Source organism: Enterococcus sp. 9D6_DIV0238 (assembly GCF_002174455.2).
In the GTDB taxonomy this organism is placed as follows: domain Bacteria; phylum Bacillota; class Bacilli; order Lactobacillales; family Enterococcaceae; genus Enterococcus_L; species Enterococcus_L dunnyi.
The window spans coordinates 1,625,261-1,644,371 of record NZ_CP147246.1; the positions used below are offsets into that span (position 1 = coordinate 1,625,261).

General features: G+C 36.3%; 17 protein-coding genes and 2 pseudogenes. 4 read left to right on the forward strand and 15 right to left on the reverse strand.

Annotated features, from left to right (window positions below):
- Positions 1-156: 156 nt before the first annotated feature.
- Both A5889_RS07630 and A5889_RS07635 read right to left on the reverse strand, forming a co-directional pair.
- Positions 157-912 (reverse strand): WxL domain-containing protein, encoded by a 756-nt coding sequence (locus A5889_RS07630; RefSeq protein ID WP_242585395.1) that lies wholly within the window; start codon positions 910-912, stop codon positions 157-159.
- A 47-nt stretch (positions 913-959) separates the two neighbouring features.
- Positions 960-1,745 carry a WxL domain-containing protein gene (locus tag A5889_RS07635; protein ID WP_087640688.1) on the reverse strand — a complete coding sequence of 262 codons (786 nt, stop codon included), beginning with the start codon at positions 1,743-1,745 and terminating at the stop codon, positions 960-962.
- 599 nt (positions 1,746-2,344) lie between these two features.
- Between A5889_RS07635 and A5889_RS07640 the strand changes: the two genes are divergently transcribed.
- Positions 2,345-3,715, forward strand: coding sequence for a helix-turn-helix domain-containing protein (locus A5889_RS07640; RefSeq protein ID WP_176372818.1), 1,371 nt, complete (start codon positions 2,345-2,347; stop codon positions 3,713-3,715).
- 229 nt (positions 3,716-3,944) lie between these two features.
- Here A5889_RS07640 and A5889_RS07645 read toward each other — a convergent pair whose 3' ends face one another.
- The 4 genes from A5889_RS07645 to A5889_RS07660 all read right to left on the reverse strand — a co-directional run bounded on the left by A5889_RS07645 (position 3,945) and on the right by A5889_RS07660 (position 8,722).
- Positions 3,945-5,384, reverse strand: coding sequence for a 6-phospho-beta-glucosidase (locus A5889_RS07645; protein ID WP_087640686.1), 1,440 nt, complete (start codon positions 5,382-5,384; stop codon positions 3,945-3,947).
- Positions 5,385-5,412: 28 nt separating this feature from the next.
- The gene (locus A5889_RS07650) at positions 5,413-6,723 is read right to left on the reverse strand and encodes a PTS sugar transporter subunit IIC (RefSeq protein ID WP_087640685.1); all 1,311 of its coding nucleotides are present in this window, start codon (positions 6,721-6,723) and stop codon (positions 5,413-5,415) included.
- A 266-nt stretch (positions 6,724-6,989) separates the two neighbouring features.
- Positions 6,990-7,748, reverse strand: a complete 759-nt coding sequence (locus tag A5889_RS07655) for a MurR/RpiR family transcriptional regulator (protein WP_087640684.1) — start codon at positions 7,746-7,748, stop codon at positions 6,990-6,992.
- Between the two features lie 44 nt (positions 7,749-7,792).
- Positions 7,793-8,722: an ROK family protein gene (locus tag A5889_RS07660; protein WP_087640683.1), complete on the reverse strand. Its 930-nt coding sequence runs from the start codon at positions 8,720-8,722 to the stop codon at positions 7,793-7,795.
- A gap of 250 nt (positions 8,723-8,972) precedes the next feature.
- Between A5889_RS07660 and A5889_RS07665 the strand changes: the two genes are divergently transcribed.
- Entirely contained in the window at positions 8,973-9,785 is an 813-nt protein-coding gene (locus A5889_RS07665; RefSeq protein ID WP_087640682.1) for a hypothetical protein, read from the forward strand.
- A gap of 93 nt (positions 9,786-9,878) precedes the next feature.
- Here A5889_RS07665 and A5889_RS07670 read toward each other — a convergent pair whose 3' ends face one another.
- The 3 genes from A5889_RS07670 to A5889_RS07680 all read right to left on the reverse strand — a co-directional run bounded on the left by A5889_RS07670 (position 9,879) and on the right by A5889_RS07680 (position 11,887).
- Entirely contained in the window at positions 9,879-10,805 is a 927-nt protein-coding gene (locus tag A5889_RS07670; protein WP_087640681.1) for an anti sigma factor C-terminal domain-containing protein, read from the reverse strand.
- Positions 10,796-11,272: an RNA polymerase sigma factor gene (locus A5889_RS07675; RefSeq protein WP_087640680.1), complete on the reverse strand. Its 477-nt coding sequence runs from the start codon at positions 11,270-11,272 to the stop codon at positions 10,796-10,798. The genes A5889_RS07670 and A5889_RS07675 overlap by 10 nt, the downstream gene beginning before the upstream one ends.
- A 183-nt stretch (positions 11,273-11,455) precedes the next feature.
- Positions 11,456-11,887, reverse strand: a complete 432-nt coding sequence (locus tag A5889_RS07680) for a rhodanese-like domain-containing protein (RefSeq protein ID WP_087640679.1) — start codon at positions 11,885-11,887, stop codon at positions 11,456-11,458.
- Between the two features lie 107 nt (positions 11,888-11,994).
- On the opposite strand from A5889_RS07680, the gene A5889_RS07685 reads away from it, so the two are divergent.
- A complete protein-coding gene (locus tag A5889_RS07685; protein WP_087640678.1) occupies positions 11,995-12,855 on the forward strand; it encodes a LysR family transcriptional regulator in 861 nt (286 codons plus the stop codon).
- A 247-nt stretch (positions 12,856-13,102) separates the two neighbouring features.
- Here A5889_RS07685 and A5889_RS07690 read toward each other — a convergent pair whose 3' ends face one another.
- From A5889_RS07690 to A5889_RS16480, 5 genes and pseudogenes are all read right to left on the reverse strand, one after another.
- A complete protein-coding gene (locus A5889_RS07690; RefSeq protein ID WP_087640677.1) occupies positions 13,103-13,363 on the reverse strand; it encodes a hypothetical protein in 261 nt (86 codons plus the stop codon).
- A 27-nt stretch (positions 13,364-13,390) separates the two neighbouring features.
- Positions 13,391-13,654, reverse strand: coding sequence for a hypothetical protein (locus tag A5889_RS07695; protein ID WP_087640676.1), 264 nt, complete (start codon positions 13,652-13,654; stop codon positions 13,391-13,393).
- A 15-nt stretch (positions 13,655-13,669) separates the two neighbouring features.
- Complete coding sequence (locus A5889_RS07700) at positions 13,670-13,981, reverse strand: hypothetical protein (protein ID WP_087640675.1); 312 nt, start codon at positions 13,979-13,981, stop codon at positions 13,670-13,672.
- An 18-nt stretch (positions 13,982-13,999) separates the two neighbouring features.
- A pseudogene (locus A5889_RS07705) lies at positions 14,000-15,391 on the reverse strand (Mbeg1-like protein).
- A gap of 2 nt (positions 15,392-15,393) precedes the next feature.
- Positions 15,394-15,829, reverse strand: a pseudogene (locus tag A5889_RS16480) (hypothetical protein).
- 876 nt (positions 15,830-16,705) lie between these two features.
- Between A5889_RS16480 and A5889_RS07720 the strand changes: the two are divergent.
- Entirely contained in the window at positions 16,706-18,037 is a 1,332-nt protein-coding gene (locus A5889_RS07720; RefSeq protein ID WP_140405315.1) for an IS1182 family transposase, read from the forward strand.
- A 180-nt stretch (positions 18,038-18,217) separates the two neighbouring features.
- On the opposite strand, the gene A5889_RS07725 is transcribed toward A5889_RS07720, so the two are convergent.
- Positions 18,218-19,090 (reverse strand): ROK family protein, encoded by an 873-nt coding sequence (locus tag A5889_RS07725; RefSeq protein ID WP_087640674.1) that lies wholly within the window; start codon positions 19,088-19,090, stop codon positions 18,218-18,220.
- Between the last annotated feature and the right edge of the window lie 21 nt (positions 19,091-19,111).

Consider the following 19,111-nt stretch of genomic DNA (forward strand, 5'->3'; position numbering starts at 1 on the left):
TCATAGGATTCATTCTGTCTACCACTGAAAGAGCTGTCACAGTATCAAGTGCTTACTTGGTTATATCAGATTACTTAACGTTTTCTTCAATATGAGACCTTCAAGTAAATACTGTTCAAAGTTTCCCACTCTGCCATATCTTCGCAAATATGACAATTAAGCTTCGCTGGCTACTAAAGTCCAAGTTAACTCAGAAGAGTACTCTGCATTTGCAATTTTCTTAGATGTTCCTGGTACTGATAAAGTAACATCTTGGTTTTCTTCTTTTGGATCTTTTGAAGCTTCATTTCTATCTTTAGGTTCACCAAAAGAATACGACCATGTTGCCATCCCTTGGTCTTCCTTTGCAGCCATTACTTTCGCTGCACTACCTACTGGAATTGTTACTGTTTTATTTACTGTTGCTGGTGTTGCAGATGATGGTGCATCGCCCATATTTACGACTTCACCGTTTGTGATTTTAAGTTCTGCTCCTGCTAAGATATCGTCATCAGCTGTATGGAATTCAGTACGTTCTACTTGTAGATCCCAACCGTCATTTGTTCCACGGTTATCAGTGATTTGGATAAATTGAGGGATGTATACAGATCCTTCTTCGTAGTTCCATTTTGCTAATAGTGGGTGGTAAGCTTTTGTGCTACCTGAAATTTTTTGTTCTCCGAACTGCATGTGAGAAACATAGTCGATTCTCAACGGGCCGTTTTCACCGCCACCTCCACCTGGTTCTGGATCTGGTTCACCTGGATCTGGATCTGGATCAGGCTCACCTGGGTTACCTGGATCTGTTGGGCCTTCATCTTCGACGAATGTTACAGTTGCGTTTGATGTAGCTTCATCTGCTAATGCAGGAGTTGCAATACCTAATACTAATGCGCTTAGTGCAAGGCTGCTGATTAATTTTTGTTTAGTCATTTTCAATTTGATTGCCTCTTTCTACTATTAAAATATATTTTTTATTTTTATACTTCTGTTTGAGATAATGTCCAAGTTAATTCTGATACGTATGTTGCATCTTCATTTTTCTTAGCTTTACCAGGAACTTCTAATGTTACAGCGCTGTTTGTGTCAGTAGCTGTACCATATTCTTCAGTACCGAATGCAATACTGTTCACACCCATACCTTTATCTGTTGCTGGTGTTACGATCGTTTGATCTTTTCCTTGTCCATCTAATTTGATGTTCCCTTTTGCAGCTACTTTTGAAGAAGCGCCATTGTCGTTTTGTGTAAATACTTGGTTATCTGATCCAAGAGTCAAAACAGCTCCTGCTAATTCTTCGTTTGTGTCTGCATCTACAAATTGTGTATTTGAAACTTCTAATTTCCATCCGTCATTTTTACCGCGGTTATCTGTTACTTGAACAAATGTTGGTAAGTAGACAGTTTCTGCTTCAGAGTTTACTGATCCATTATATTTTGCATAATACTTTTGAGTACTACCTGAGATTTTACGGTTACCAAAGTCAATACCTGATACGAAATCGATCGTTAGTGGACCTTCCATGTCTCCGCCACCATTTCCGCCGCCGCCTGGCTCTTCAATGTCTGGATTTTCTGGGTCAACCGGGTCGATGATTCCACCGCCGCCGCCTTCTTCTCCACCATCGCCATCTTCGCTGAAAGTGATCGTTCCTTGAGAATTTGTTTGTCCGCCTACTTCTTCTGCTGCAAATGCTGGTGTTACGGCTGATACTGCGATCGCAGCTAAAGCGACACCGCTAACTAGGTGTAGTTTGTTTAATTTCATTTCTTTGTTGCTCCTTTGAGATTTTATTTGAAAGTTTTATCAATTACTTTTGAAAAGCAGAGAACAACATGTCAGATGCTGTTCTCTTTAAACTTTAGAAAAGTATCTGCGGCAAGAACTTCCAACTTGCTGCAAAAACTAGTATAGCGACTTTCAAGGGTATATTTTTTCATTTTTATATAAACAACATTTGTTTTTTTGAAAAAACAGCGGTAATATAGTATTTAAAACAGTACCATTTTCTATAAATAAATATTATTTTTAATAAAACGACCTTAAAAAATAGTTTATTATTTTTTTGAAATTAAATATTATCGCTTACATCATCGTTTTTTTTCGTTTTTTGCATTGCGCATGTTATTTTTTAGAAAAAATCTATACTTTTATCAGTTATAACTAATATACTAATAAAGAAAGGATTTACGTGTGTATTTATGAATCAATTCCTTGATAATGCATTACAAAAAAAATATCGTATTCTTGAGTTACTCAACAATTCCGCGGATTATTACGCTACACAAGACAAAATTTTGGAAGAATTGGATATCTCGCTAGGAACTCTGAAACGCTCTATAAAATTGATCGAAGAGGATTTCAGAGTGTTTGAATGTGAGGATAAAATTCAGTTGACTTACAATGATAATAATAAAACCTATTATTTAAACATCGTTGAAGATTTTTCGCTACAGTTTGTTCTTCTATTTTATTTGAAGGAGTCTATTCGCTTTAAATTGATTGAAGGAATGTTCTCGGATACTTTAGGGGATATGTCTGAGGTTGCAGATCAGTTTTATTTGACATATTCTTCATTAAGAAGAGAACTTTTATACTTAAAAAAAGAATTAACAAAGTATGGACTAACAATCGATACGAAAAAAAGAATCAAAATTCAAGGAAATGAACTGCATATTCGTTTGTTTTATACCGTGCTGCACTTAGATTCTTACGGAGGGCAATCTTGGCCTTTCCCGTATATTCATCAGCATGAGATCAATCATATCTGTACTCTGTTTCCATCAGAAATTTATAATCCTGCGGTTGCCTCAAAAAAAATCTTACTTAGTATTTTTACGGCTAACTCACTTGTTAGGGCCAAAAATGGGCATGTAATCGATCCAGCAACGATCAATGTTCCCTTATTTGATTCTCAACATGAGTCGTACCAGCAATCAGTTGATGAATTAAGTTTGATTTTCAAAAAAATGCTTCCTTTAGTGAATGAAGATCAGCGGTTGATTGAAATTCGAACATTGTTGAGTTGTGTCTTAGCCTTTGGCAGTTATCCTGGCATATCTAGAGCGTCCAATTTCTTTTATTTAAATAAAGAACTACAGGAGCAAAACTTTTTAAATAGCGTGATCTATTTGATGAATCAGCTGGAAAATTATGCGATTTCTCCCATTACGAATGACGAATATAGTAACATCTTCAATAAACTTTGTTTGACACATTATCGTGTTTTATTGTTTGGCAATAAATCTTTTGTGAATTTACCTGTTTGGGTAGATCCTAACGACGATCTTTTAACATATAATAGACAACGTACTGCTTTATTTACTCAAGCATTAGAACAAGAGTTTACTCGTCCGATCATGTCAAGATTCGCAGATTACAAAAGCTATTTACTTTTTGAATATCACAATATTTTAATGCATACGTTAGATTGGGATAAACATAAGCCAAACATTCATGTGCTATTCCTCTCAAAATACAGCGGTAATAAATTAGAAAATATGGTAACCAGCAGTTTTAAAGCTTTGTACAATTTCGACTCAACTTATGAATTGACTTCACAAGTCGACTTGATCATAAGTGACATGATCTTGTCGCCCCAAACACTTTCTACTATTGGAGCTACACAACCAACTATTTACGTTCAACCGACTGTTTCCGTCTCCGATTATAGAGTGATTGCAAAAAAATTGTCTGAATTGACGTGGAAAAAAATGAAACAAACAAAGCATCTTTAACCCGATGATGATACAAAAGAATAGAACTGATTTTGAAGTGTACGTTCAAAATCAGCTCTATTTTTTTAGCGTTTATTGATGATCTACCAGTTGAAACGATATACCAAAAAAAGGCTACCATAATGCTCCTTAACGGAATACTATAGCAGCCTTTTTATATTTTACACATTTATAGAAAACAATGTTCATTTGTAGTTAATAAAATCGTTACACATTTCTTTTTTTCTACTTAAAGTTTCTCGCCATTCGTTTCAATCACTTTTTGATACCAAGAAAAGGAGTCTTTCTTTAAGCGTTTAAGTGTTCCATTGCCTTCATTATCCTTATCCACGTAGATCATCCCGTAGCGTTTTTCCATCTCACCGCTGCCGAAACTTACGATATCGATCACACCCCAGGGAGTGTAGCCAATAACTGGTACACCATCTTCTACGATTGCTTTTTTCATTTGTTCGATGTGCTTTTTTAAATACTCCACACGGTAATCATCATGAACGGTATTGTCTTCAGTCAGTTGATCATAAGCACCAAATCCATTTTCCACAATAAACATTGGCAAATCATAGCGTTGATAAACAGTATTCAACACATAACGCAACCCAACTTCATCGATAGGCCAGCCCCAGTCAGAGACCTCGATATACGGATTTTTGACTATTTTTGCCCTTGGAATATCTTCGGTCGCCTGTCCTTCGATCTCTTCAAGCGTTGATATCGTACCAGACATATAATAGCTAAATCCGATATAATCAACGGTTCCTTCTTTCAAAATAGCTAACTCTTCTTTACTAATGTCTATCTGATAGTTTTTTTCCGCCCAATATTTTAGTGCATAGGTTGGTACTTTTCCGCGGGCATGAATGTCATTATAGAAAAATCTGCGTTCATTTGCTTTGACTGAAGCCATCATATCCTCAGGATTACATGAGTACGGATACACAGGAACATACGCCATCATACAGCCGATTTGAAAATCAGGATTAATTTTTTTCCCTTCAATCACAGCCGCTGCACTGGCGATCAGTTCATTGATCCCCGCCTGAAAAACAAGCTCTTCTTTTTTCGTCTCATCTTCTATGATCATCGCTGAATTTGTCCAAACGTGCAGTGGATCTTGTCCATCGGCCTGATTATTGATTTCATTGAATGTCATCCAATAGGTTACTTTGTCTTTGTAGCGTTCAAAAACACAAGTAGCAAATTTTACGAATAAAGGAATGACTTCTTTGTTTGAAAAGCCACCAAACTTCTCATAAATATAGTACGGCATTTCAAAATGAGACAACGTGATCACTGGCTCGATCCCATGTTCGATCAGTGTATCAAATAAACGATCATAATATAATAATCCCGCCTCATTAGGCTCCTCTTCTACTCCTTTAGGAAAAATCCGACTCCATGCGATAGAGGTCCGAAAACATTTTAAGCCTAATTCTTTAAACAATTGAATATCCTCTTTGTAATGATGATAAAAGTCAATTGCTTCATGGTTGGGGTAATATTCCCCCTCAATGACTCCTTGCGTTATTTTTCGGGGAATCCCATTTCCACCAGCAGTCATTACATCAGCGATGCTCAGCCCTTTCCCCTCTATATTCCAAGCACCTTCTGCTTGATGAGCTGCAATCGCACCGCCCCATAAAAAATTTTCTCCTATTTTATTCGTCATGATTACGCTCCTTTAATGAAAGTATCTCTTATAACTCGATTTTTTGTGCTCGGTTCGATGCAATAACGAAAGGAAGGTAAATGACTGTAGATACAGCCAAACAGACGATCCCTACTACTACTGCAACGATATTCCCACCGGTTCCTAAGAACAGATTGATGATCCCAGGCGTCGTCCACGGCACGCCTATTGCCGGCGAAGGCATGATCTGCCAAACGACTGTCGCAAAGTAACCGATCAAAATGTTGACCATCGGAACTAAGATAAACGGGATGATCAATAATGGATTTAAAACGATCGGCAGACCAAAAATGATTGGCTCATTGATTTGGAATATACCCGGAACTAACGACATTTTGGCAATTTCTCTTTGTTCCGGACGTTTTGAAGCAATAAAGATCGCAATGATCAGTCCCATTGTCATACCAGTTCCGCCCATATTTGCGAACATATCATTTAAAATGCCCCAAGTTTCTTTATACGGTACATCCCAAAGTGATCCTCCTTGATTGACAAAATCAAGATTCGCTAAATCTTGTTCCGTAAAAATAGCAGAACGAACCGCATTCAAGGTATTTGGCCCGTGAATCCCGATCGAAAATAGCAAGGTTTGGATAAAAGCCAGTAATAAAACACCTACTACATTTCCGCCAAGATCACGCAACGGACTTTGGATTCCTTTATAAATCAATTCATTGATTCCTTCTGGTGCAATCATCAGAACTAAAAAGTTGATAATCGCAGCTACTCCAACAACGATCACAATTGGGATCATGCTTGAGAAAGAACGAGATACAGCTGGTGGAACCATTTCCGGCATCTTGATTTGCATGCGTTTGACTTTAAAAAGTTTTGGTAAAAATTCTCCGACCAAACAGCCAACGATCATTGCAACAAATAAACCTTGCGCCCCTAAATATTGTGTGCTGATCACATTCAAGTCGTCAGCGTTAAAAGGTTTTGGGTACAAGATCATAAAACAAGCAATACTTGTTAGACCAACCAAAGTCGAATCTGCTTCGAAATGCTTCGCCAAAATTTGAGCAACCAAGTACGTAATAAAAATGCTCATGATGTTGATCGTTCCATTAGCTACAGAAGATAGCACTTGCTGAGCACTTTCTAAATTTGGAAAAATACTCGATAATCGTAATAATTGCACAACAAAACTGTCGTTTGAAAATAAAATATTGTTGACTAAAATAACGAGTGACGCCGAAATCGTCAATGGAAAAATCAGCATAAAAGCATCTCTGACCGCTGCAATATGCCGTTGATTATTTAGCTTCGTCGCAACCGGCACTAGTGAGCGATCGATGATCTCATTGAATTTTTGCATAGATAAAACCCCTTTCATTTTATGAATCTATTATTACATATCCTCAATCACTAAATAAGTAAGCGCCTCCCTTTAGAAAAAAATTCCGAGAAAACAAAATAAATTCCATGCATGAAACAACCTGTTCCAGTGAGCAGAAAAACTCGCTGAAAGCTCTTTTTTATTTCAGCGCTGAATCTTACATCATCTGCAAAAAAGAATAAAGCACTGAAAGACACGTTGCTACAACCTGTTTTTCAGTGCTTTATTCTTTTCGTTTTTGTTGATCACTGATCCTTACGAAAATCCTTCAAATAACTGATAAGCGTTTCCAAAATAGCGATCGAAGGTAACTGACTCGTCAGATCTAGGTAGATATCCTTACGCTCTTCTTTGATTTCATACTCGATAGAGTAGTCACATTGTTGAGCCAGCGTACTTTTTTTATTTAAGGTAATACAATATTTTTTTACGATATTCTTATCTTCTAATCCTGCAATCACTTCGATCAATTCTTTCGTTTCACCAGAAACACTTAGAAAAATAATCACATTTTTTTGATCTCTGCGTAAAAAACTTCGAATAGGATAGGTCAAATCATCCAAAGCAATCGATAAATAGCCCAAACTTGCGAGTTTTCTTGCGCTATACTGGGCAATAGCCCCTGATGCCCCCATTCCCATGAATAAAATGCAGTCACTATCACGCAAGGCATAGGCCATATTCTTTATTTGATACTCAACATCAGGATGAAAGATGCCCATATTCAAAGAGTTCACTCGTTCTTCGATCCCAATGTGCTTTTTAGTTTCATCTTGACGGACATTCTCTAAATGAGTGCCTATATAAAAGCGAAACTCCGGAAAAGAATGAAAGCCAATTTTTTGAACAAAGCGAAAAACAGATGTTGAGGAAACATGTGCGCCATCTGCAATGTCACGAACACGCATATAAGGGATTTTCTCTAGATTATTCACAATAAATCGGTAAATTTCTTGTTCTACAGAGGATAGGTCATTTAATTTTAGGTAATCAAATATCGCCATTTCGGTCAATCTCCTTTAGTTCGATAAAAAGATTATACCATAAATTATTTAGTGACCGCTTGATGGATCTGATAGACTGCACCAATCAGTCCAGCATCATTTTCTAATTTTGCCGGAATCACGGGTGCAATCGTTTTTCCTCTCAAATAATTGATCGACGCATGTCTTGTTTCGACTTCTACTAGTGTTTTCTGAAGTTCTCTATGGAACATTTTGTTTGCACTGACACCCCCGCCAATTAAAATAGCTTCCGGATCAAAGCAGCTAATTAGATTGACTAATCCAACAGACAAGTCGACATAAAATTGCTTAGTGATCTCTATAGCAAGAGCATCTCCTTCTTCAGCTAAAGCAAAAATTTCTCTCGCATCACTGATTGGAATAACATTTTTTTTTCTTTGTTTTTGTGCTTCATTATAAAGTGGGATCAATCCGCCGACGATCGCGCTTCGTTTATTGATCGAAACCGCTTCAAGATCACCTTTTTCCGGTAACTTATCGATCATCATCCAGCCAAATTCACCAGCCATACCATGTGCTCCGCGATAAACCTTTCCATTGATCACAATTCCTCCACCAACACCCGTTCCCAACACTAAACATAAATAATTCTCCATGCCAATAGCATTTCCGATCCATTTTTCTGCGATCGCTACTGCGTTTGCATCATTTTCGACCGTTACCGGCAGACCTGTCAGCGCTGTCAATTTTTCTTTAAAATTTTCTCCATACAACGGTCTGATTGCCCCAGCTGTCAACATAAGTCCATCTTGCTGTACGATTCCCGGCGCACTCATACCGATTCCTTTAATTTGAAACCGTGTCTGTGCATCCTTGACAATCGCTAAAAGACTGGCATAAAAAGAATCAGGCTCATATTCCGTCTTGATACTTCCTTTTTCTAAAATCGTCCCATTTTCATCTAGCACACCATATTTGACCGTCGTTCCACCTATATCAAATCCTACATACATCACATAACATCCTTTATTATTTATTTTAGATGCAAAAGTTCGTTGCTCAAGCACATTGTATCACACGTGTTTATGGATTTTTTTCCTTTTTAGTATAAAAAGGAATGGTGAGTTCATCGAAAAAATAGATGCACATTTTTTCGTAGACGCTCTAAACAGACCTTCTACTCTAGCCATGGTACACTTAAGATATAGAATATAAAATTCCTAACAGTGTACTGTTTTCCGTGCATAAATCGAAGGGAGATGAATGCTTTTGAAGAGAGACCGCCAACAACTATTCTTTATCTTTTTATTGTTTGCTTTATTTGCATTGACCAATTATTTACTGCTTATTTTAGGTGAGTCCCCTCGCGGAATCTTACTAAATCTAATTTCTGGTCTAGCTTTCACCCCTGTAGAGGTCTATGCTACTGTCTTTTTTCTGGAGAATTTTTTACGAAAACGAGAAGCAAGGATCGAGGAATTAAGGGAAGATACAGACTATTTTTCAATTGCCAAAGAAGACCAACTACAGTTGATTTGGACGATCAAATATTGCTTGCTGGAAAATTTTTCCACAGAAGCTCACGAAGATGTTGATGCAGCCTTCTACAACTTATACACTCAACGAGCACGTGTCCTTTCTGCTGAATTTTGGGAAACCACCTTGCTTGCCGAATATTTGGCGCCTTCCACCAAAAAATACAATCCAGTATTTAGAGGAAAAGATACTGCCCAACTTTCTGCGCTTGAACTTTCTACCGAAATCGGGAACTATATGAGAACAGAAATCACTGATTTTTATGCCATTTATTTAAAGTTTATCCCGTTAGATATCTTCAAAGAACTTCACGGTATTTATAAATCGATCGAAATCAGTCTTTTATTTAGTGACAATGCTTATTTACTCCAAACCAAGCAAGATCTGATCGAAAAACAAAAAAAGAAAATGCTAACTTCTGAGGAATACGAGAAACTAGCTAAACTCTCACAAGCACTTTTGGCAGACATTTATCAACATATGCAAAATATTTCAGCTATGACACTAGAACATCAGACAAAATTGCAGAAAAACAGATAGAATCGCTAAGTACAGATCGTTTGGGAAAAATAAGACAAGGTAAAAATTCTGAATTTTAGCCTTGTCTTTTCGATTATATAAAAAAATTTCTGTTTATTTTTCTGGTATAATGTACGGAACGATCGGCACCGTTACCCCCATAGAACTTCCTCTAACAAATGATCGATCTTTTAATCCTGCCAAATGTTTTACTTCTCCTGTGACCATCACACCTAAAACCTCGATATCCGCCATGTCTTTCTCTTGATTATCATGAATAAATGTTGTTATTTCTTGGTTGTTCATTGCAGCAGAATAGGTTTTAAATGAATGGAAAAAATCAGCTTTATCTGCTTCCACATCAACTACGCGATTTTTTTCATCTACATTTAATTGAAAACCATATACAGGCATACCAGAAGGTCCTTGGCGCTCATCTCTTTCTTCAGAAAACAGGTATAACCATACAACATTGACATCGCTCGGGAACATTTTCTTCACTTCATTATAGGTATATGGCTGATCAAAAGAGATCGCTACCTCGGCGACAGAATCTTCCATAGCCTGAATGTCATCCAATTCATTTTTTATGCCATCATAATAATCTTCGATCTTTGGATTATAAAACGTAGCAACTTTTTGTTTTGTTTGACGATTGTACTCATATGAATTTTTTGATGAATGGTACCAAGAAGGCATCAGTTCATTGTAGTCGATCGATTGCTTGAACAAACTGTACTTACTACGTAGACTACTCCAAGGTACAATATAACCATCTATATTTTTCGATTGATTCGTGACGACTTCTCCGCCAAAAATCGAGCTGTTGGAAATCACTTGTGAATCTATTTGTGTATTCGGAGAAGCGATCGTTTGATAGGCAAACAGTGCTTTATCTAATTTATGATAATTCCTTGTTGAGACTTTATCTACAGTAATGACCAACAAAATCGACATAATCAAAAAAATGATCATTGAGATACAACTAAACATCACTAGCTGCTTTCGTTTTGCTTTTTTGATACTTTTATTTAAATCCATCCTTCTTCCTCCCAATCTGCTTTTAATTTTTTTCGAGTTCTATATAAGCGTTTTTTTACCGTTTCTACTTTCGTATCCAAGATAACAGCAATCTCCTCATAAGAGAGCTGATAGTAATATTTAAGCCATAATAGTTCTTTTTCTTCATTTTTTAAAGAATCAATAATCAACCAAAAATCTTGTGGCTCATGTATCAGATTCGATCGAAACTCACTATATTGAGCGGTATACTCCATCTCACGTTTCCTTTTTCTAAATAAATCAATATAATTATTGAACGAGACTCTAAAAAACCAGGGCCGCAAATTTTCCTGTTTGAGAGTAATAAACATAGAAAATAGCGTATCATACGTTTTAGAAACTGCGTCCTCTGCATCTTCTAATGTACTCCCCTTTTTTATTAGTACTTGGATCACTTCTTGTCCTAATGAAAATAGCGCTTCTTCAACTGTCACATCCTTCTTCATTTTTAGTTTCTCCTTTCATTTATACAACGTTTGAACTCCTAAAAAAGTGGACAAGAATAATTGTATTATCTAAATTTTCATATTTTTGATTTTAAAGTAAATAGAAGCTAAAGCGAATCATTCTTCACTTTAGCTTCTATTATAAATGATAGATCGATTGTGCATCAGCATAAAAATGAACGTCTAGCTCAATGAAGCATACTCCCAAAAAAGTGCTCTAGAAGTATTTTTTCCCTCTAACGGACAGTTTTCTTTTGCCCAGTATTCGATTCCTCCCAATAATTCTTTCACCTGATACCCTCTCGCCATTAACTTCATAGCGGCTTTAGTTGCACCATTACAGGAAGGGCCCCAGCAATAGACAACGATTTTAGCGCCTACTTCCAGCGTATCCTGAGGCAAATTCCCTCCTGGACAGGAAATAGCCTCTGGTATATGACACTCCTGAAAATCTTTTTGGCTGCGAACATCTAAAATCGTGTAATCAACCAACTGGTGGTAAAAATCAAATGCCAAATCGGCAATATCTGTTTCATACATCAATTTTTCAGAGAAACGATTCCCTTCGATCGATTTTACATTATCATTGAATACTTGAGAAATATACTTTTTCATTTTCTTCACCTTCCCTTTCTGTTAAGATTTAGTATAATCGATAAAAAGCTAAAATAGTTACTTAAAAAATAGATACTTTTGATCAAAATTATTGATAGGAGGAGCTTATGAATTTCATCTATCTTCAATCTTTTTACCATGTCGTATCAACGAATTCCTACTCAAAAACAGCCAATCAGCTGGGCTATTCTCAAAGTAATATCAGCTATCATATCCATAAATTAGAAGAGCAATATGGACAGGAATTATTATTCAAGAGAAAAGAAAAAATTGTTCTGACAAAGGCTGGCGAATTAGTCTTCACATTTGCTCAATCATTGATGAAAGAACATCATAAACTTCTCAACCAACTAGAACAAAAAAACGAAGTTCTTAGGATCGGAACGATCGAAAGCCTTTCTTCCAGCCTGATGGTCACCTATTTGTCAAAACTTCGGCAACTTTATCCTGAAATGAAATTTCGAGTGAGTGTAGAAGACGAGCAAACACTTTTTGACTTGCTAGCAAAAGATGAACTAGACTTGATTTTTATATTTGATGAGATGACAACGAATACGATGAATTACGTTCATTTATATGCTGAAGAAACCTTTGAATTGGTCACCCATAAAAAGAATGTGGTCGATCATCCAGAATCTTACGAAATGATTTTGACCGATAACAAATGCAGCTATCGCAAAGCCTTTCTTGAACAATATCGTTCTGCTATGAACATTTCGATTGTGTTGGAATTAGCGAATCCTGAGGATATAAAAAAGTTACTATCCTCTGGAAACGAGACTGCCTTTCTTCCGAAATATGCCACGAAAGATCTGAGTTCACAAAATTTCATCCATTCTCCCTTACCTTTAAATAAACCTTTCTATTTACAATGGCTATTCGCAGATGAAAAAAAGAACAGCCAACTCGATAAACTCATCTCGCTCCTTCTTGAAGATCCTCATTATGAAGTAAAAATAAAAAGATAGATTTTAATGTAGATAAAAAAAGTGCGAAGCTAAACATCGGTTTAGTTTCACACTCTAAAAGGTAATAGAGGTTTTTTACTATTTATTTGGAGTTGCTACATTTTTAATAATCTGACACAGTATAACTGTTTTTCTTTTTGGTACTTGTTTGTTAACTCTTTGACACACAAAAATAAATCAATCATCGATTAAGATGATTGATCTTCATAGATATAATATATAATGCTTTTTAAACTAAATACATTCATTACAACTGATTTACATCGATTTCCTTAATGACATGAAACTCCGTCCTTCTTTTTTCGGGCGTATTCTCGTACTTCCTATCCCAGGAATCAACCACTTTTTGCATTTCTTTTAACGTTTTTTCCATTTTTTCGAAGTGTTGATTGGCTTCTTGTTCTACTTTTAACTGATGTTCTAAACTTTTGATACGTACATTCTGTGCAAGTTCACGAATCTTTTGACGCTGTTCTTCCTTACGCTGTTCTAATTCTTGCTCCTCCACTGGAAAGTCTCCTTTTTTTCATTCAACTTAAAATTTATCTAGCATTTTTCCTTGATCCTCTAAAACTTGTGTTACTTTCTTTCCAAACTGCCCTTTTACCGTTTCCCCTAGACCGCTTGTTGCAGAAGTGATGGAACTTTTTGCACTTTCTGATTCCGTTTCTCCTGATTTTTTTGTTTTTTTCACAAGACTATCTTTTTTCTGAACAAGTGCCATTGCAGTGGCTTGAGCGCTCATTTTTTGTAAATTCTTTTTATATTCTTTTAATAGTTTTTCGATTGCTTCTAACACGTAATTATACTCCTTTTACGGCTTAGTTTGTTCTTGAAGTTTTTTGCGATAGGCTTGCTCCGCTTCATCTTCTTTTAACAAAAGGGTCTGTTTCTCTCTATCTAATTCTGAGAAAAAATCTTCTTCAAGACGTGGTAGTTCATGTCTTGCCCATTCCATAGGCTCATTTGTTTCACCAAATCGTTGTACTTGTCGTTGGATTTCAGAATAGGTTTCATTCGTTACTTGTTCCGCTTGTCGCCTAATTCTTGTCAATGCGTCAGATTCTTCTTCAAGTTGTCGTCTCGCTTGTTGATAATCCGCTAACGCTTGCTCTTCTTGATCCATACTCGTATCTCTCCCTTTTTAGGCGAGTTGTTTCGCTAATTCCTGATCTCTTTGAACTAATTCACCTATTTTTGCAGTAATATCTTTCGTTAGAGTACTAAATTTACTACTCATTTGATGCGCTAAACTTAGTTTTTCTTGAAATTCTTGTGAAGGGATCGTCACCATTGTTTGTTCCGTACAATCCATTACCTGCATAGCATCCAAAACTTCGCCATAAGACAAGTCTGGACAATTACTTTGAATCGTCGAACGTCCTTCTTGCCAGATTTCTTCTAATTCTCTAATGGCATCTTTATAGAGCTTTACGACATTCTCCATTGCCATGTCAAATTTTTAAGAGGCAAGCTTTACAATAGTTAACGCTTGGCTATCGTCTAAATAGATTTGTTCATTTCTAGATAAACCACCACCACTAGCGGTTAATTTTTTACGTAAAATATTTAATTTTGTGAAACTATCGATTTGTGTTTGAAGCCATTCATTTTCCTTTTTCAACTGTTGGTACTCTTTTTTACCACTACTTTTATGTACACCATAATGTTCTAATCTACGCATTTGCATCTTATTTTCAACGATGCTTTGCGCTAAAAGGGTTTGTTCAATCGAGATCCCACCATTCAAATCAGAATAAACGACGATATCGCCGTATTTATTGATATAGTTCCCTTTTTTATCGACTTTAAACTGATCTAATGAATGACCAGCGGTTCTCCACCATGGATTGTCGATACCTATCCTCAAAAAAGGAATTTTTTTCCGACCACCAGTCAACACACCACTTGTCACAGCGTCCGTGGTATCGAAAAGATTCACAATCGTCCCTTTGTACTGCTTAATCTGTTCATCTGATAATCCAGACCCAGCAGCACCATAAGTGAAAGCATTGTAGCCTAATAATACCGCAACATAAATCGCTTCTGCCCCACCTAATGAATGACCTGTCGTTCCGATGTTAAAGCCGTTTTCTTTTGGATATTTTCGTGCAATTTCATTAGCATAATCTAGCGCTGAAGAGAACGCCTCATTCTCATATTTCGCATTCATCCCAATTTCTACCGCATCTGTTGTCCAATCTTTCAAACTGCTTGTGCCGGCATAAACAATGGTGACGTTCTTTTTTACGACTGATTCAGGATAGCCTTTAACTTCTTTTAATTTACTATCACTGTATGGTTGATAATCATCTTTAATTTCTGCTACAGTCATGGCTTGCATACTATTTTTTCTTGGGGATTTTTCAGATTTTAAGGTGTCTTTGTTTGTATCAACGGTATCTAATACTAAATACTTATCGTCTACTAATCTTTCCCCAGTCTGAACGTTATTACTTTCCACTTGATAAGACCCTTTCGATAATTTGTTATAATCGTCTAATTCTTTTTGTGGTGGTTTTTCTATATTAGCCATAATTATTCCACCCCTTTATTGTTGTAGATAATGTTTTCTTCAGCCATTTTTTTGTCAGTGCTTTTTTCTTTTCGTTCTAAAACATACTCATTTCGGTTATTCATAAAATTGAAGCTGTACAACCATTTCCCTGTTTCTGCAGAAATGGTACTTAATGACGTATCATCTGAGTACACATCATTGATTTTAAAATTAACGACTAAATCTTTCATCGGTCCAACAGAAAATTTAGTAAATTCCACTTTTTCTATATCCGAGTAAACTCGAGTCACTTTCAGATATATTTCTCGTATAAAGTCGATAATTATTACACAAATAATTAGCTAAATCTGTTTGAATATCATGTAATTCTGCTAAATCTTTTTCTCGTTTCATATACCATGCTCCTCCGATGGCTAAAATGATTATACCTAAAATTATGAGGGTCTTTTTCTTCATTCTTTTCTCCTTAAAGTAAGAGTAAGTGAACTGTAGCATAGTATCTAACTATGTAAAATCACTATTAGTAAAAAAATTTGCAACATAAAAGTAGTTCATTGCTTTCTATCTTGCTTTTTGTAGTCTTTCCAAAAAAATATAAATGTTATTAACGATACTGGAAAAAATATAGATAACAACGAAAAAACTAGTGGTAATATAAAACAACTTAAAGCCCCTGTTTTTTCACTAGGGAAAAAGTAAGCAAGTCCCAATAGTAAAAATTAAAGTTCAGTAGTATCTGACTAACAAAAAAATTTTCATTTCAGCCTCCTATTTGTTGTTTAACTTTTAGAAAGACATAATCTCGAATATCTTTCAACTCCTGATACTAATATTTCAACTTGATTTTTTAGTTTAAAAAATAGATAAATCGTACTAACTACACCACATTTTTTTTGCTTTAAGTATAACAAAAATTTGAAAACATAGATCGTTAACTACCATAATTTATTCAGAAAGAATAGGAATAAATCGATATGTACCTCCATAACGATTATTCTAGCTATTTTAGATATCTAAACAACGTGGCGGACTCTGTTAATTAATTTGATTCTCCATCTCTTAAAATAAAAAGGAACCGTATCCGATACGATCGAATATGATTCCTTTAGTTCCGCTTTTATAAACTTACTTATGATATGGTTCTGCTTATCACAAGTGGATGGATAATATTTAGGGAATTTTATGATACTCTAAAAACAATAATACTAAAAAAAGAGCAGGTATTAAATTACCTGCTCTCAGACTGTAGACAAAGTTCTAAAAAAGGATGACGTCTACAGTTTTTTCTTTTATACTTAATGTATGAAAACGTTTTAAAGGAGCGCGTAAAAAATGATGTCAAAACACCCAATGAATGGAAGGGATCAATACATGATGATTTCCTTGGAAGAACTTGTCCCAAAAGATCACTTGATCCGAAAAATAGATAAAGCAATTGATTTTACCTTCATTTATCCAATTGTTGAATCAACTTATTCGACCTTAGGTCGACCAAGTATTGATCCTGTGGTTTTAGTCAAAATCGTCTTCATTCAATATCTCTTTGGTATCCGTTCCATGCGTCAAACGATAAAAGAAATAGACACTAATGTCGCTTATCGTTGGTTTTTAGGCTACGATTTCAATGAAACCATTCCACATTTCTCTACCTTTGGAAAAAACTATGTTCGCCGCTTTCGAGAAACTACACTCTTTGAAGATATTTTCGCCTACATACTGGAACAAGCTGCCAAGGCTCGGATGATTACGGAAGATGTTCTCTATATGGATTCTACTCATATCAAAGCTAATGCAAACAAGCATTATTTTACTAGAGAAATGACGCATATTGAAGCAAAAGCCTATCAATCAGAATTAGAGAAAGAAATTAACGAGGAACGCATCAAGGCAGGAAAGCGCCCTTTTACTTTCCCGACAGAAAGTGAGCTGAAAGAACGAAAAATAAGTAAAGTAGACCCTGAGAGCGGGTATTATGTAAAAGGAGAACGAGAGAAACAATTTGCTTATTCTGCTCATACTGGTTGTGATGAACACGGATTCATTTTAGATGTCATTGTAACGCCTGGTAACCGTCATGATAGTCAAATTGCTCCTGATCTAGTTGCCTCTATCTGTACTAAATTTCCAGCGATACATGCTGTAGCAGCTGATGCTGGGTATAAAACTGCCACTTTTATAGAATTTCTCCGACGGAGAAAACTTCACCCTGTTCTTCCTTATACACGACCTAGAGGTGATCGAACGTTACTAGCCAAAAATCAATTTGTCTATGACGAATACTACGATTGTTACCTGTGCCCTGAAAATCAACCCTTACATTTTTCTACACTTACTCGAGAGGGATACCGTGAATATAAGTCAAAATCTTACATTTGCCAGAATTGTCCGCAATTGAAGCAGTGCACAAGAAGTCAAAATCATCAAAAAGTAGTGACCCGTCATATTTGGCAAGCTGGGTTGGAGAATGCAGAACATCTTCGTCATACTTCCTTCAATCGAGAAACATACCGCAAACGTAAAGAAACTATTGAAAGAGTGTTTGCCGATGCAAAAGAGAAGCATGGGATGCGTTGGACAAAATACCGAACCTTGGAAAAAGTCGCAGTGCATACGAGACTGATTTTTGCTGCAATGAATTTAAAGAAATTAGCCCTGTGGGGCTAGAGAAAGGCGAATGCCTTTATTTTTTTGCTTTGATTTTGATACTAAGATAAAAAAATACGCTCAACACTCTATTTTCTGAATGTTGAACGTATTTGTCTACAGTCTGAGAGCAGGTATTAAATTACCTGCTCTTTGAAAAATAATCTATAATCTTTTTATACTTTGCTCTCGCTCCTCGAGTTAAGCTTGCAAATGTAAATCCTTGGCTAAAGCGAGACAACCAATCACACCAGCATTGTCCCCCAATTGAGGGGTAACGATGTAGGTCGATAAATCTGGATATTTCACATAATCATTGATGAGCTTGGCGAATTGCTCTTGGACTTTTTTTCTTAATTGTCCTTGCTTCATAACCCCGCCGCCAAAAATAATTATTTGTGGGGAAAAAAGTAAGGTCGTATTGTACGCACATTGTGCAATGTAGTATGCTTCAATATCCCATGACGCATCTTCTGGTGGTAAATCCTGCCCTTTAGTCCCCGTTCTTTTCTCGATGGCAGATCCTGCAGCCAAGCCTTCCAAACAGTCTTTGTGGTATGGACAACTACCGATAAATGTATCATCAGGATGCCGTCGAACCATTACATGGCCCATTTCGGGATGGCTAAAGCCTTCAACGAATTGCCCATCTACTAAAGCACCACCACCAACTCCTGTTCCGATAGTATAATACACTACACTTGATAACCCTTTACCACATCCCGCAACATATTCCCCATAACAAGCCGCATTTACATCCGTTGTCCAAGCAACAGAAATGTTAGCCAACTGGTCTTTTAAATATCCAACAAAATCAAAATTCTTCCATGCAAGTTTAGGCGTAGATGTAATATAGCCATACGTTTCAGACTCTCGTTTAACATCGATTGGGCCAAATGATCCGACTCCAATAGTTGAGAGTGTTTCAAATTTTTTGAAAAAATCAATCACAGAGCGCATGGTTTTTTCAGGTGTTTCTGTAGGAAACGATACACGCTCAATTATTTCTAAATTTTCGTTTCCTACTGCACAAACAAATTTCGTGCCTCCAGCCTCGATTGCACCGTATAACATATTGTTCACTCCTTTTAAGGG

Bases quoted from the DNA above. Each gene is read 5' to 3' on its own strand.
- A5889_RS07635 (WP_087640688.1), bottom strand. From the start codon at position 1,745: ATGAAATTAAACAAACTACACCTAGTTAGCGGTGTCGCTTTAGCTGCG.
- A5889_RS07675 (WP_087640680.1), bottom strand. From the start codon at position 11,272: ATGAAGAAGGATGTGACAGTTGAAGAAGCGCTATTTTCATTAGGACAA.
- A5889_RS07645 (WP_087640686.1), bottom strand. From the start codon at position 5,384: ATGACGAATAAAATAGGAGAAAATTTTTTATGGGGCGGTGCGATTGCA.
- A5889_RS07720 (WP_140405315.1), top strand. From the start codon at position 16,706: ATGATGTCAAAACACCCAATGAATGGAAGGGATCAATACATGATGATT.
- A5889_RS07660 (WP_087640683.1), bottom strand. From the start codon at position 8,722: ATGTATGTAGGATTTGATATAGGTGGAACGACGGTCAAATATGGTGTG.
- A5889_RS07670 (WP_087640681.1), bottom strand. From the start codon at position 10,805: ATGGATTTAAATAAAAGTATCAAAAAAGCAAAACGAAAGCAGCTAGTG.
- A5889_RS07725 (WP_087640674.1), bottom strand. From the start codon at position 19,090: ATGTTATACGGTGCAATCGAGGCTGGAGGCACGAAATTTGTTTGTGCA.
- A5889_RS07665 (WP_087640682.1), top strand. From the start codon at position 8,973: ATGCTTTTGAAGAGAGACCGCCAACAACTATTCTTTATCTTTTTATTG.
- A5889_RS07685 (WP_087640678.1), top strand. From the start codon at position 11,995: ATGAATTTCATCTATCTTCAATCTTTTTACCATGTCGTATCAACGAAT.
- A5889_RS07650 (WP_087640685.1), bottom strand. From the start codon at position 6,723: ATGCAAAAATTCAATGAGATCATCGATCGCTCACTAGTGCCGGTTGCG.
- A5889_RS07700 (WP_087640675.1), bottom strand. From the start codon at position 13,981: ATGGATCAAGAAGAGCAAGCGTTAGCGGATTATCAACAAGCGAGACGA.
- A5889_RS07680 (WP_087640679.1), bottom strand. From the start codon at position 11,887: ATGAAAAAGTATATTTCTCAAGTATTCAATGATAATGTAAAATCGATC.
- A5889_RS07630 (WP_242585395.1), bottom strand. From the start codon at position 912: ATGACTAAACAAAAATTAATCAGCAGCCTTGCACTAAGCGCATTAGTA.
- A5889_RS07655 (WP_087640684.1), bottom strand. From the start codon at position 7,748: ATGGCGATATTTGATTACCTAAAATTAAATGACCTATCCTCTGTAGAA.